10 protein-coding genes are annotated in these 13,876 nt (G+C 57.5%); 3 read left to right on the top strand and 7 right to left on the bottom strand.

What is annotated here, in order from left to right; all coding sequences use genetic code 11:
- Positions 1-340 precede the first annotated feature (340 nt).
- From ACP7E4_RS00505 to ACP7E4_RS00475, 7 genes are all read right to left on the bottom strand, one after another.
- Entirely contained in the window at positions 341-703 is a 363-nt protein-coding gene (locus ACP7E4_RS00505; protein WP_044901731.1) for a histone-like nucleoid-structuring protein, MvaT/MvaU family, read from the bottom strand.
- 364 nt (positions 704-1,067) lie between these two features.
- Positions 1,068-2,168, bottom strand: coding sequence for a tetratricopeptide repeat protein (locus ACP7E4_RS00500; protein ID WP_426110647.1), 1,101 nt, complete (start codon positions 2,166-2,168; stop codon positions 1,068-1,070).
- 135 nt (positions 2,169-2,303) lie between these two features.
- Positions 2,304-3,698: an efflux transporter outer membrane subunit gene (locus ACP7E4_RS00495; protein ID WP_426110645.1), complete on the bottom strand. Its 1,395-nt coding sequence runs from the start codon at positions 3,696-3,698 to the stop codon at positions 2,304-2,306.
- On the bottom strand, positions 3,695-6,874 hold the full coding sequence (locus ACP7E4_RS00490) for an efflux RND transporter permease subunit (protein WP_426110643.1): 3,180 nt from the start codon (positions 6,872-6,874) through the stop codon (positions 3,695-3,697). The genes ACP7E4_RS00495 and ACP7E4_RS00490 overlap by 4 nt, the downstream gene beginning before the upstream one ends.
- A 12-nt stretch (positions 6,875-6,886) precedes the next feature.
- Positions 6,887-8,131: a multidrug efflux RND transporter periplasmic adaptor subunit MexE gene (gene mexE, locus ACP7E4_RS00485; RefSeq protein WP_426110641.1), complete on the bottom strand. Its 1,245-nt coding sequence runs from the start codon at positions 8,129-8,131 to the stop codon at positions 6,887-6,889.
- A 260-nt stretch (positions 8,132-8,391) separates the two neighbouring features.
- Positions 8,392-9,936, bottom strand: a complete 1,545-nt coding sequence (locus ACP7E4_RS00480) for a Fic family protein (protein ID WP_426110639.1) — start codon at positions 9,934-9,936, stop codon at positions 8,392-8,394.
- 221 nt (positions 9,937-10,157) lie between these two features.
- Positions 10,158-10,733, bottom strand: a complete 576-nt coding sequence (locus tag ACP7E4_RS00475; RefSeq protein ID WP_426110637.1) for a TetR family transcriptional regulator — start codon at positions 10,731-10,733, stop codon at positions 10,158-10,160.
- A gap of 131 nt (positions 10,734-10,864) precedes the next feature.
- On the opposite strand from ACP7E4_RS00475, the gene ACP7E4_RS00470 reads away from it, so the two are divergent.
- Genes ACP7E4_RS00470 through ACP7E4_RS00460 form a run of 3 tightly spaced genes read left to right on the top strand, consistent with a single transcriptional unit; the run spans position 10,865 to position 13,822 of the window.
- Positions 10,865-11,947: an alkene reductase gene (locus ACP7E4_RS00470; protein WP_426110635.1), complete on the top strand. Its 1,083-nt coding sequence runs from the start codon at positions 10,865-10,867 to the stop codon at positions 11,945-11,947.
- A 50-nt stretch (positions 11,948-11,997) separates the two neighbouring features.
- Positions 11,998-12,786, top strand: a complete 789-nt coding sequence (locus ACP7E4_RS00465) for an SDR family NAD(P)-dependent oxidoreductase (RefSeq protein WP_426110633.1) — start codon at positions 11,998-12,000, stop codon at positions 12,784-12,786.
- A gap of 34 nt (positions 12,787-12,820) precedes the next feature.
- A complete protein-coding gene (locus ACP7E4_RS00460) occupies positions 12,821-13,822 on the top strand; it encodes an NADP-dependent oxidoreductase (RefSeq protein ID WP_426110631.1) in 1,002 nt (333 codons plus the stop codon).
- The last annotated feature ends 54 nt before the right edge of the window (positions 13,823-13,876 follow it).

The raw sequence follows: 13,876 nt of genomic DNA, 5'->3' as shown, positions 1-13,876 counted from the left end.
GGCATGCTAAAAAATCAGAAGTTTCCGACAGATTAGAACGAAGCAACTGACAGTTTTTATTTTTATATCTTGGGTTTCTATCAGGCCGACGCTCATAACGAACAGATATTTAAAAATGTCTGAAGCGGTATTTTGCGTCCGGCAATGATCCCTAAATAGGGGGGCAGATATCCCAAGGTGCTAATACGATAGTTCTAACATAATGAAACGGTGTTGAACGAATTTGAACGCTCTTTAGCGCTGCTTGCTGTACTCGATGCCGCTGATGTATTCGATACTATTCATTGACGTCAATAAAAAAGCCCTGCAGGGCAGGGCTTTTTATATTCATTGGTTTCGCTCAAGCGCGAAGCCATGAATCGACGGTATCAATACCGTATTGCTCTTTCCAGGACTTCAGGCCGCGATGATTTCCACCTTTGGTCTCGATCAGTTCACCCGTATGCGGGTTCTGATAAACCTTGATCACTCGAGCCCGGCGACGCTTGGGCCCGGCAGGGGCGGCCTGGGCTGAAGAACCTCTAGGGTCGAGGATTGCGATGATGTCACGCAGGCCCTTGTCATAGCTGCTCATCAAGCCCTGGAGTTTCTGCTCGAATTCAATCTCCTTTTTTAGTCCGGCATCGTTCTTCAAGGATTCCAGCTGTGCCAGCTGCTCTTGAAGGGCTTTTTCTGCTGCTCGAAACTCGGCAAGTCTAGACAAATAACATACTCCGACAGTGTAGTGGCTGTAACCCGCCAACAGCGCATCTGGAAAAAGCGGTTGGCTGACTCGCTCGCGAGACCATTACCCTGGGACCAGGTGCACAGTACGTTGATGAACACAAAGCTGGCCTTCAGTCCCGTCCCGAAGAGAGGGTAGTTGCATCGGTTGCGTGTAAATCATGCACGTTTTTTTTGAGTTAGAAAATAGTCCAGAGATAATTAAGTATAAGAACGACCGATGAGGAGTTGCTGGTTTTTACCCAATCTTGTGTTATTGCGTGAAGCAAGACGTAAGTAATTTCTGATATTAGAGGTCGCCGGGAAAAAAGCGAGCGGCCATTCCCGGCTTGATTTCCACCGCACTACAAGCCTTGCTGCAAGACTGGATCGTCTGGATTCTGCTGCTCCAGCTCGGCCAAAAGCACCTGGACCATCTGTAATTGGCCGTTCTCTTTCCAGTAATTGATCAGCAACACCCTTGCGCGTCGGTTTCCTGGCTGACGCTTGAGAATTTCGATCAATTGTTTTTGCGCTGCCTCCAATTGGTCCAGATCATGAAGGGCAACCGCCAGGTCATAACGGTAATCGTTGTTTTCCGGTTCCAGTTCCAAAGCCTTGGCCAGCCCCAATAGCGCGAATTCGGTCTGGTCGTGCTGCAGCAGCCACATTCCCAGGGCATGTTGCAGCCGCGAAGATTGTGGGTGCCGCTCCAGGAGCTGCCGGAACAGTTGGCGCGCCTTGTCGGTCTGCCCTTGCTTGTCGACCAGCTCGATCTGCGCCAAAGCGGCGTCCAGGTTTTCCGGTTCAAGGCTCAATGCTTGCTGCACGCTGGCCAGGGCTTGGGCCGGTTGGCCCTGATGCATGGACAGTCGCGCCAGTTGCAGTTGATTGGCGACGCTGGGTGGTTCGGTTTTTAATGTCACCGCATAGTCTTCGGCGCTTTTTTCCAGTGCTGCGTAATACAGTCCCAGATCATCGGGAGAAAGCCCGAGCAGGGCGCGGATTGCGCTGAATCTTACCGCTGGCTCCGCATCATCCAGTAATGGGCCAAGCAACAAGCTGCGTTGGCTGGATGAAGCCATCGTCGTGACAACTGTAATAGCTGCCTGGCGCACCAACGGTGAGTCGTTGTGCAAGTCGGCATCGACCAGCTTCAGGGCATTAGGACTGGGGTAATTGCCAAGTTCGGCCAACAGACTGGCGCGGCGGATATCCGACAGGTCGGTTCTTGCCAGTTGCTGATAGAGCACGCGAGCGGCGCCTGGTTTGCCGTTGTGCGCTTGTTCGAGGGCTTCGGCGTAGGTGTGAGCCAGCGGGGCCGAGACGTTGTTCGACGGCGCGTTGCGCCAAGCGAGAAATCCAAGAATCAGCAGGACCGACAGAAGGGCAAATGCGCCTCTTTTCAGCCAGCGATGTCGAGCGGTTACCTGAGAGGAAGAACCTGGTAAAGGCGATTTGGGCATACCGGTATCCAAGTCATGTCGGGTTGCAGCTTCGGGGAGTGATCGCTGACTGTCAAACGGCGGAGCATAAAAAAGCCCCGCGACCGAACAGTCGCGGGGCTTTCGCCTGTAGCTATTCAGCTAACTGGCATCAGATCAGGCCCGAGGCTGCCAACCGCCGCCCATTGCCTTGTAAATCGCGACGATGCCGCGGTACAAGTCGATTTCGGCTTGTGCCTGGGAATCCTCGGCAGACAGGCGCTCGCGTTCGGCATCGAGAAGGACCAGGAAGTCAGCAGTGCCTTCGCGGTACTGAATCGAGGCCAGATTCGCCGCCGCGCGACTCGACTCGCTTTGGCGAATGATTGAGAGCAAGCGTTGCTGGCGTTTGTCGTAGTCGCTGAAGGCGTTTTCCGACTCCTCCAGAGCCAGCAGCACTTGTTGCTCGTAGTTGGCCAGCGCGCCTTCGGCGTCGGCATCGGCACCGCGAATGCGCGCTCGTACACTGCCCAGATCGAAGGCAGCCCAGGTAATGCTAGGCCCTAAAGCCCAGGCCTTGGCGGCCGAAGAACCGATCTGCGAGCCGCGTCCGGCGGTGAAGCCCAGAAAACCGCTGAGGCTGACTCTCGGGAACAAATCCGCGGTTTCCACGCCGATTCGTGCGGTAGAGGAGGCCAGTTGACGCTCGGCGGCCCAGACATCAGGACGATGACGCAGCACCTGGGTTGGATCACCGATAGCCAGCTGCTTGGAAATGGCGGGCAGCTTCGACGGGCTCAAGTCGACACTGAGGGTCTCCGGCCGCTCACCCAGCAAGGTGGCGATCCGGTTCCGCTGCCGAACCTGCTCGGCCTGCAGTTGTGGCACTGAAGCTTCCACTGCCGCCAGCCGCGCATCGGCGCGCACCACATCCAGCTCGTTGCCCACGCCAGCATCACGCAGTTGCGCTGTTACGCCTCGCGAGTCCTGCTGGTTCTTGAGGTTGTCACGGGCGATGCGCTCGCGAAGCTGCGCGCCACGCAACTGGCCATAGGCATCGACCACTTCGGCAGTCAGGGTGACTTGCAGGTCGTACAAATTGGCTTCGGCGACGTCCTGATCGGCGGTGCTGGCTTCCAGTTGACGCTGGATACGCCCGAACAAGTCGATCTCCCAGGCCATGTCCAGACCCAGGTCATAACGTTCGCTGTGTACGCGCTGCTCGGTGATGCCCGGTTGTTGCCCTTTGGCCTGGTCACTGCTGACCCGGCTGGTGATGACCGGCATGGCATCGTTGCTGACGTCATCGCGGATGGCGCGGGCGGCCTTGAGTCGGGCGAAGGCAACACGCAGTTCGCGGTTGCCGTTGATCGACTGAGCCACCAGTTTATTCAGGGTCGGGTCATCGAATTGCTGCCACCAGATGGTATCCAGATGACTGCGATCGTAGCTGCCCTGAGCGGCTGCCGCGACTTTGGCCGGGGCCGTATCGGGCGCTTTGTAGTCCGGTCCGACTGCGCAGGCGGCCAGGGCCAGAACCAGCAGGCTCGGTAGAAACAGTTTTACGCTCATTGATGCGTCTCCAGCTTCAGAGCCTTCTCAGCCTTGCGGGTTTCTTTACGTTCAACAAAGTTGCGGATCAGCACGTAGAACACTGGCGTCAGCAGCAGGCCGAAGAAGGTCACACCCAGCATCCCGGAGAACACCGCGACACCCATGGCGTGGCGCATTTCTGCACCGGCACCGCTGGAGAACACCAGAGGCACAACGCCCATGATGAACGCGAAGGAGGTCATCAGAATCGGGCGCAACCGCAGGCGGCAGGCTTCCAGGACCGCAGCCAGTGGCGTCATGCCTTCGCTTTGTTTGTCCTTGGCGAACTCCACGATCAGAATCGCGTTCTTACAGGCAAGCCCCACCAGCACGATCAATCCGATCTGGGTAAAGATATTGTTGTCGCTGCCAGTCAGAATCACCCCGGTAATGGCCGACAACAGGGTCATTGGCACGATCAGGATCACCGCCAGCGGCAAGCTCCAGCTTTCGTATTGAGCCGCCAGCACCAGGAACGCCAGCAGTACGCAGAGCGGGAACACCAACAGCGCCGTGTTACCGGACAGGATTTGCTGATAGGTAATCTCGGTCCATTCGTACGTCATGCCGTTTGGCAGTTCATCCTTGAGCAGTTTTTCCATGGCTGCCTGAGCCTGGCCCGAGCTGTAGCCCGGCGCTGCGGCACCGTTGATTTCAGCAGTGATAAAGCCGTTGTAATGCATGACCCGATCCGGGCCAGCGGTGTTTGTCACATTGATGAAGGTTGCCAGCGGGACCATCTCGCCCAGATTGTTGCGGACTTTGAGCTGACCGATCTGATCGGCATCCTGACGGAACTGTTGTTCTGCCTGAACGTTGACCTGATAGGTACGACCGAAGCGGTTGAAGTCGTTGGCATACAGCGAACCCATGTAAACCTGCAGGGTGTCGAAGATGTCGCTGATGGCAACCCCATGGGTTTTGGCTTTTTCACGATCGATAGCTGCATCGACTTGTGGCACGTTGACGGTGTAGCTGGTGAACAAGGCTGCCAACTCGGGAACGTTGTGGCTCTTGGTAATCACGTTCATGGTTTCTTTGTACAGCTCGTCGTAACCCAGGTTGCCCCGGTCTTCGATCTGCAGACGGAACCCGCCGATGGTGCCCAGACCTTGTACCGGTGGCGGCGGGAAGATCGCCATGTACGCGTCCTGAATGGCGCCGTACTTGCCATTCAGCGCCCCGGCAATTGCGCCGGCGGACTGGCTGGCGTCCTTGCGTTGGTCGAACGGCTTCAGGGTCACAAACACGATGCCTGCGTTCGGGCTGTTGGTGAATCCATTGATCGACAGGCCAGGGAAGGCAATCGCGGCCTCAACGCCGTCCTGTTTCAGGGCGATATCGGACATGCGCTTGATGACATCTTCAGTGCGGTCAAGGCTCGCAGCGTCTGGAAGTTGCGCGAAGGCCACCAGATATTGCTTGTCCTGCGGCGGCACGAAACCGGTTGGCGTGGTAGCAAAACCAAAATAGGTCAGCACCATCAATCCTGCGTAGAGAATCAGCGCGATACCACTGCCACGGATCACGCGCCCGACAACACCTACGTAGCTCTTGCTGGCCCGTTCAAATACTCGGTTGAAAGGCTTGAACAGCCATCCGCCAAAGATTCGATCGAGGAATTTTGAAAAGCGGTCCTTGGGAGCGTCGTGAGCCTTGAGGAGCACTGCAGACAATGCCGGTGACAACGTCAGTGAGTTGAAAGCCGAGATCACGGTCGAAATCGCGATCGTCAATGCAAACTGCTTATAGAACTGCCCGGTCAAGCCGGAAATAAAGGCTGCCGGCACAAATACCGCGCAGAGTACCAGCGCCGTGGCAATGATCGGCCCGGTGACTTCACGCATGGCGCGTTTGGTCGCTTCGACGGGGTTGTGCCCCAATTCGATATTTCGCTCGACGTTTTCCACCACCACGATGGCATCATCGACCACGATCCCGATGGCCAGCACCAGGCCGAATAGCGACAACGCATTCAGCGAGAAGCCAAACAGGTGCATCACGGCAAAGGTGCCGATCAGGGAAACCGGGACCGCCACCAAGGGGATGATCGACGCCCGCCAGGTCTGCAGGAACAGGATCACCACCAGAACCACCAGAATCAGTGCTTCAAACAGCGTATGAATCACTGCTTCGATAGAACCCCGGACGAACACCGTCGGGTCATAGGCGATGGCGTAATCCATCCCTTGCGGGAAGCCTTTTTTCAGCTCGGCCATCTTCGCGCGAACATCGTTGGAGATGTCGATGGCGTTGGAGCCAGGGCGCTGGAAGATCGGAATTGCGACGGCGGGCTGATTATCCAGCAGCGAACGCAAGGCGTATTGGTTGGAGCCCAGCTCGATCCGCGCAACATCACGCAGGCGAGTGATTTCGCCATCCGCGCCAGCGCGGATCACGATGTTCTCGAACTCCTCTTCACTGACCAGACGGCCCTGGGTATTGATCGACATCTGGAAGCTGGTCGCAGACGGCGAGGGCGGCGCACCCAGCTGGCCGGCAGCTACCTGACGGTTCTGTTCGCGAATCGCATTGACCACGTCGGTTGCGGTGATATTGCGCGAAGCGGTCTTGTTCGGATCCAGCCAGACTCGCAGCGAGTAATCGCCCATGCCGAACAATTGCACATCACCTACGCCACCAAGGCGGGCCAACTCATCCTTGATATTAAGGATGGCGTAGTTGGACAGGTAGAGCATGTCGTAGCGTTTGTCCGGCGAGGTCAAGTGGACCACCATCGTCAGATCGGGCGAGGCCTTGTCCACGGTGATGCCGATGCGCGTCACTTCCTCGGGAAGTTTCGGTTCGGTCCGGGTCACTCGGTTTTGCACCTGCACCTGGGCGTTGTCCAGATCGGTGCCCAGCGCGAAGGTGATCGTCAGGGTGATCTTACCGTCAGCGGTGGATTGCGAAGACATGTACAACATGTTCTCGACACCGGTAATGGCCTGCTCAAGCGGTGCTGCGACGGTTTCACCGATCACTTTCGGGTTGGCACCCGGGAAGTTGGCGCGCACCACCACAGTGGGCGGCACGACTTCGGGGTATTCACTGATGGGTAACTGGAACAGCGAGATGGCGCCAGCGATCAAGATCATCAGCGACAAAACTGCCGCGAAGATCGGTCGCGAGATAAAAAATTGCGAGAAATTCATCTATTTAGTCCCTTAACCGCGTGGCGTAGCAGTGCTGGCAACTTTGACGGCCACTTTAGGTGGCGTCACTTGCGGCAGATTGCTGGCTTCGAGGGCTTGGCGTTGTTTGAGAAGAGCGGCGAGGGTTTCAGCGCTGGCCATCTGCGTCATTTCCGGGTCCACAGGCTGGCCGGGACGTACGCGCTGCAGGCCTTTGACGACGATGGTGTCGTCTTTATTAAGGCCGCTGCGCACGATGCGCAAACCTTCGACCTTCGGCCCCAGTTCGACCGGGCGATAAGCCGGTTTGTTGTCCTTGTCCATGACCAGAACAAATTTCTTGCCCAGATCGGTGCCGACGGCCTCGTCGTTGATCAGTACAGCTGAATATGTACCGCTGCCCACCAGCTTGAGCCGCGCATACAAGCCAGGGGTATAGCTGCCGTCCGCGTTATCAAATACCGCCCGACCGCGAATGGTGCCGGTTTTCGGGTTGACCTGGTTGTCGACGAAATTCATCTGGCCTTCGTGGGGATTGCCCGTCTCGTTGGACAGCCCCAGATAGACCGGCGTGGTCTGCCCGCGTTGACCCTTGCGGGCCAGATCTGAGTACTTGAGGAATACGCGCTCGTCGGCATCAAAGTAGGCGTAGACCTTGTCGGTGGACACCACGCTGGTCAAGGCCGTGACGTCGGCGGTGACGATGTTGCCGGCAGTGATTTCTGCACGGCTGACGCGTCCGCTGATAGGGGAGGTCACGCGAGTAAAGCTCAGGTTCAAACGGGCCAGATCAAGCTGGGCCTGGATCGCAGCGACGCCGGCTTTGGCTTCCTGGGCGCTGGTAGTGCGCGAATCAGCCAGTTCGGCCGAAATTGCGTTGTTGGTGCGCAGGCGTTCGCCACGTTGCGCTTCGTTATCGGTGCGGGTAGCTGTAGCGCGAACTTGCTGAAGCTGGGCTTCGAGGCGGCGAACTTCCGACTGGAACGGGCGGGGATCAATCTGGAACAGCAGATCGCCTTTCTTGACCAGTGCGCCATCGGTGAAGGCAACGGAATCTATCTGGCCGGAGACGCGCGGGCGGATTTCCACGGTTTCCGGCGCTTCAAGGCGTCCGGTGAACTCGTCCCACTCATTGATCGGTTGCTCCAGAACCTTGGCAACGCTGACTTTGGCAGCCGCCGGAGCCATCGTCGCCTCAGGCGCCCGACCGCAGGCGCTGATCACCACCAGGGCCAAAGCGGCAAGGGGGTAGCGCAAATGATTGAATGTCTGAGCCATTGGAAAATCCGCCGATAGTATTGAGATGGGCGGATTCTGTTCTGAGGGGTGTTATTGCACGAATCGAATGAAGCAAAGGTGAATATCATTCGGAATGATATTGACCATCCTTCTACCCGTAACAATCAAAGACTATCAGGTAAACCGGCGAACATCTGCACAGGGCTCTAAAGCGCTGGTTCCAAACGGGAGTCTTGGCATCAGGTTGATTGAGCTTACCCAGGTCGCTTCCGATAAGGATCAGGACGTGAGGTCGGAGGCTACTCTTCGCCGCTCCCCACTTCTCGTTCTTCGAACGCGAAGCGCACCGCTTCCACAACACGTTCCGCCCGGTGAGCGTCTTCCAGCTGCGGATACGCTTTCTTCAACTTGCCAGAGACCTGCCAGCCGTTTTCCTTGAGCGAGCGAATGATGCGGTTGGCGTCCTGATCCGGCATTTCGAGCACCTCTTTGAGCCGCTCCTGGGCGCGCTGGAAAATGACCAGCACACGGGCTTCATCGGCCATCTCGGTACGGACCGTATGCGCTACGACCTCTGCCGTGTACAGGACGTGTTCGGTCAGATCGGGATAACGCCATGCGAATTGCGCGTCTTCGTAATCATCAAAGGTCAGGTTGCTCTGGGTACCGTCCTCGTAGGCGTCGAGTTCCCCAAAACGATAAGACGCTGCGTAACGTTGCATGAATGGCCGCGAAAAGACCTCCAGTGTACGATCGTAGCGCGCCCGGAAATCGATCGAACTGGTGATGGTGGCCGATACCGGCAGGATCACGCCATCCGGCACCGCCTTATCGCGGATCAGCGAGTCGTTGATCAGGAATCGATGTATCCGGCCATTGCCGTCCCGCATGGGATGGATATACACGAAGGCGAAGGCGAGTGCCGCTGCACGAGCCAGCGGCTCGGCGCCCCGTGTTGCCAGCTCGAATGCCTTCAGACCATCGAGCAGTTGCGGTATCTGCTCAAATTGCGGCGCAATGTAGTGCACGATGTCCTCGCGCATCGTCGCTTGTCCCACAAACACCGGGGAACGTCGCAAGCCGAGGCCCACAGCATCATGGCCCAAGATACCGGCTTGCAACGTGTGCAGGCTGTCGTTGCTCAACGGGTCGTCGATATGGCCACAGTACCTGGCGATCACGTGGGCAAACCGCTGGATCCTGTCGGACTTGTCTGCCTCTTTCTCGATCAGAAAGCTTGCACGCGACTCTTTGAACGTCAGCCAGCTGGCCGTGCGTATCAGGATGTCGGCGCCGTAGGTCTGGTTCAGCTCGCGCAGTGCTGCATCCAGGTCAAATTGCAGCGCCTGCTGGACGGTCTCGGTACGGCGGATCAACGGGCAGAAATCCGGCACACCTGGCAGATTATCGTTGATGCGCCAACGCCGCATCCGTAGTGGCTCAACGCGGGTCAAGTACTGGTGCGACGACACGGCATCGACATAGCCACCATTGGTGACATCTGGAACATCCAGATGCTGCGCGGTCAGCCACTCATACAAGAATCCAGTACGACGGGCGTATTGGCCAAAAGGTGCTTTCCGGCACCAGGCTTCGATGGACTCTGGGCCGGCAGCCGCAAACAATCGGGCAAAAAACTCGAGGTGAATTTCTTCGTACTTGAGTCCAAATTCGAAGTGCCCCGCGAAGTCGTCGGTAGGCTGGTAGCTGGCGGGATACTTGTTCTCGACATGTCCGGCGGCCTCGCGGCTCCTGCGTGTCGTACCGATTACCGATTCGACACGCAGAGGTTGTGCAAGCGCAATACCGTAGCGATCGGCGAGAGCCTTGAAGCCTACTTGCATGGTCGAATTCCCTAATAGGGGTTAAAAAATGATAACTGCAAGAGGATAGTACGCGAAAACAATAATCTGATAGCCGCGAAAACGCTAACGTTGGCTTGGATTTGATAACTAATGAGCTGTGCTGGCCGAAAATGATAAAAAACGGTAATCCTTTGGACACATGTCCTGTAGTCGCTGCTGCCAGGGTCTCAGCGCAGACCTGAAGAAGATCTGCAGGCTTGCTACGCCTCAGTGGCGGTTGGCATCAACGACGCGAGAATGGCATCGCGGCTAGCCGCGAGAATCTCATCAGCAAGCGGTGAGTCGTCGGGGCAGGCGCGCGACATCACGATTGCGCCCAGTGCGTGCGCCAATATGGCAAGGCGCGTTGCCCGCGCCCGGGCCGCGTCCGATTCGTCCGATTCGTCTCGTAACACCGCGAGCTGGGTCTCGATCCCGGCAGCAAACGTGGCCCGAACTTCTTCCTCTTTACGGGCCGCATCCGCGCACAATGCGGCCATCGTGCAGCCTGCGGCGCGGTTGTCGCGATGCTCGCGAGAGAGATAAACCTTCACGAACTCAGACGCTGAAGCACGCTCTGTCAGCGCAGCAGACTGCATCATGCCGCAGGATGCCGATTCCGCCATCAGGTCGGCTTTTGAGCGGAAGTGCTTGTAGAAGCCGCCCTGAGTGAAGCCAGCCGCCGCCATCAGATCGGCAATGCCCACCCCGTCATAGCCACGCTCCCGAAAGAGGGCGGACGCAGTTTCAACGATGTGCGCGCGATTGGCCTGCGCCTGTTGCTTAGTAACTTTCATCGTTCATCCAACAACGGTTACTCAAATAGGAGTCCGTCACTATACATTGATGTTGATCGACATCAAACCGTTGACATTTTAGAGTTCAGTCGTAATCATTGCGGGCATCCCAACCCCGGAAGCTGAATAAAATGTCCGAGCAAACGCTTTTCGAACCCTATGTCCTGGGTGATCTGACCCTCGCCAATCGCATCGTAATGGCACCGCTGACGCGCAACCGTGCGGGCGCCGGTTTGGTTCCGAGCGAGCTGGCAGCGACTTACTACGCCCAACGCGCCTCGGCGGGACTGATAATCACCGAGGCCACCCAGGTCTCAGCCCAGGCGCAGGGCTATCAGGACACCCCCGGTATTTATACGCCGGAGCAAATTGCAGGCTGGCGTAAGGTTACGGACGCCGTGCATGCCAAGGGTGGACGCATCTTTGTCCAGCTTTGGCATGTAGGCCGCGTTTCACATGTTGACTTGCAACCGGGTGGCCTGGCGCCTGTCGCTCCTTCAGCGATCCGGGCGCAAACCAAGACTTTCGTCAACAATGGATTTGCCGACGTTTCCGAGCCTCGCGCTCTGGAACCCGGCGAACTGCCAGGCATCGTGAACGACTTTCGCCAGGCGGCGGCCAATGCCATTGCCGCAGGCTTCGACGGTGTGGAGATTCACGGGGCGAATGGCTATCTGCTGGAACAGTTCATCAAGGATGGGGCCAACCAGCGCACTGACGCCTATGGCGGGTCGATAGAAAATCGCGCGCGCTTGTTACTGGAAGTGGTTTCTGCCGTGGTGAAAGAGATCGGTGCCAATCGCACCGGCGTGCGTATCTCACCGGTATCGCCTGCCAACGGAATTTCCTGCAGCGATCCGCAACCGCAATACGACTACATCACCGAGCAACTCGATGTTTTGAGCATAGCCTTTGTGCATGTAGTGGAGGGTGCGACCGGCGGCCCGCGCGATGTGGCCGAGTTCGACTACGACGCACTACGCCATCGGTTCAAGCAGGTCTACCTGGCCAACAACGGCTACAACCTGGAACTTGCCACGACCCGTCTCAACGCGGGCAAGGCCGATCTCTTCGCCTTTGGCCGGTCGTTCATCAGCAATCCCGATCTGGTTGAACGCTTGAAAACCGGGGCGTCGCTGGCGCAGCCCAATCCGGCCACGCTTTATGGCGGCGGCGCTGCTGGCTATACCGACTATCCAACCATCTCCGGCTGAAGCTCTCAACTGCTCAGGCCCAGCCAAAATACATTTTGAAGGATTTCCCAATGACAACGCTTGCGACTGTACTTATCACCGGCGCCTCCTCTGGTATTGGCGCCATCTATGCCGAACGCTTCGCCCGTCGTGGCCATGACCTCGTGCTTGTCGCACGCGACAAGGCACGCCTTGATGCCTTGGCCGTACGCTTGCGTGAAGACAGCGGCGTTGCTGTCGAAGTGCTCCAGGCCGACTTGACCAATCCCGCCGACCTCACCGCAGTCGAAACCCGTCTGCGCGACGACGCTCACATCGGCATTCTGATAAACAATGCAGGCCTGGCTCAGTCCGGCGGTATCGTCCAGCAAGGTCCTGAGGCCATTGAAAGGCTTATCGCGCTGAACATCACCGCAGTGACACGGCTCGCGGCAGCGGTCGCGCCACGCTTTGCACAATCGGGTACGGGCTCAATCGTCAATCTTGGATCAGTGGTGGGTTTCGCGCCCGAGTTCGGCATGACGATCTATGGCGCTACCAAGGCCTTCGTGCTGTTCCTGTCCCAAGGACTGAACCTGGAATTGTCGCCCAAAGGCGTATACGTCCAGGCAGTGCTGCCAGCGGCAACCCGCACTGAGATATGGGAGCGCGCAGGTATTGACCTCAACACGATCTCCGAGGTGATGGAGGTTGAAGAGCTGGTAGATGCCGCACTGGTCGGATTCGACCGCCGCGAACTCGTCACGATCCCGCCACTGCACGCCGCTGGTCGTTGGGATGCGCTGGATCAGGCGCGCCAGGAATTGCTGTCCGATATTCGCCAAGCTCATGCCGCCGAGCGTTATCGACCGCAAGCCTGACTCTCATCACGCGCCCCTTCGGAATCAGAGCACTATGAAAGCGCTTATTTTCAAACGCTATGGCAAATCGCCTGAAATCGGGCTTGCTCAGGTTCCTCGCCCAGAGGTGAAGCCCGACGAAATTTTGGTCGAGGTGCATGCTGCTGGAATAAACCCCATCGACAACATGATCACCACGGGCCTGTTCAAGCCTGTTTTGAAGTTTCAATTGCCTGCCACTATGGGCAGCGATCTGGCTGGCGTCGTTACCGAGATTGGAAGCAGCGTAACCCGCTTCAAGATAGGTGATGCCGTCTTTGCCAGCGTGTTCGACCTCGGCACAGGGTCAATAGCCGAATTCGCGGTCGTACCTGAGCGTGTTGCTGCGCCAAAGCCAGCCAACCTGGACTTTGTGCAAGCGGCTTCAATTCCGATGGTAGGGCTCACCTCGTGGCAAGCACTGAAGGAGCGCGCTGATCTTCGACCCGGGCAGAAAGTGTTTATTCCGGCAGGATCCGGGGGCATTGGTACCTTTGCGATCCAGTTTGCCAAATACCTCGGTGCCAAGGTGGCAACAAACACCAGTACAGCCAACGTACAGATGGTGAGCCGCCTGGGCGCAGATGAGGTGATCGACTACAAGAAGCAAGCGTTCGAGAAAGTGCTGCGCGGCTACGATCTAGTGCTCGGCACGATTAGAGGGGACGCGATCGAGAGGTCCCTCGATATCCTCATGCCTGGCGGCAAGATCATTTCCCTCGTTGGGCCACTGGATAAAGCGTTCGCCCGAGCCCGCCGATTGAACATCTTCCTCGGTTTTGTCTTCGGGCTAATGAGTCGCAAGATCCTGCGGCTGGCGAGAAAAAAAGACGTGAATTATTCATTTCTCTTTGCTCGCCCCGATGGCGCCCAACTCAACGAAATTCGCAAACTGCTCGAGTCTGAGCGTATCCGGCCGGTGATCGACAAGGTCTTTGCGTTCGAGCAAGCGAAGGAGGCGCTCGAATATCTGGCCCAAGGCCGCGCCAAAGGCAAAGTCGTCGTCAGGATTAAATAAATTTCCAGTCGCAGCAGGTGTGCGAGCGATCGCGAATGGTGGTTTCTTGCCGAT

This window comes from Pseudomonas sp. DSP3-2-3 (genome assembly GCF_049898225.1).
GTDB lineage: Bacteria > Pseudomonadota > Gammaproteobacteria > Pseudomonadales > Pseudomonadaceae > Aquipseudomonas.
This window is presented reverse-complemented; position numbering and strand designations above follow the sequence as displayed.

Excerpts from the sequence above, each read along its gene's own strand:
- ACP7E4_RS00500 (WP_426110647.1), bottom strand. The coding sequence starts at position 2,168 with ATGCCCAAATCGCCTTTACCAGGTTCTTCCTCTCAGGTAACCGCTCGA.
- ACP7E4_RS00495 (WP_426110645.1), bottom strand. The coding sequence starts at position 3,698 with ATGAGCGTAAAACTGTTTCTACCGAGCCTGCTGGTTCTGGCCCTGGCC.
- ACP7E4_RS00490 (WP_426110643.1), bottom strand. The coding sequence starts at position 6,874 with ATGAATTTCTCGCAATTTTTTATCTCGCGACCGATCTTCGCGGCAGTT.
- mexE (WP_426110641.1), bottom strand. The coding sequence starts at position 8,131 with ATGGCTCAGACATTCAATCATTTGCGCTACCCCCTTGCCGCTTTGGCC.
- ACP7E4_RS00480 (WP_426110639.1), bottom strand. The coding sequence starts at position 9,936 with ATGCAAGTAGGCTTCAAGGCTCTCGCCGATCGCTACGGTATTGCGCTT.
- ACP7E4_RS00475 (WP_426110637.1), bottom strand. The coding sequence starts at position 10,733 with ATGAAAGTTACTAAGCAACAGGCGCAGGCCAATCGCGCGCACATCGTT.
- ACP7E4_RS00470 (WP_426110635.1), top strand. The coding sequence starts at position 10,865 with ATGTCCGAGCAAACGCTTTTCGAACCCTATGTCCTGGGTGATCTGACC.
- ACP7E4_RS00465 (WP_426110633.1), top strand. The coding sequence starts at position 11,998 with ATGACAACGCTTGCGACTGTACTTATCACCGGCGCCTCCTCTGGTATT.
- ACP7E4_RS00460 (WP_426110631.1), top strand. The coding sequence starts at position 12,821 with ATGAAAGCGCTTATTTTCAAACGCTATGGCAAATCGCCTGAAATCGGG.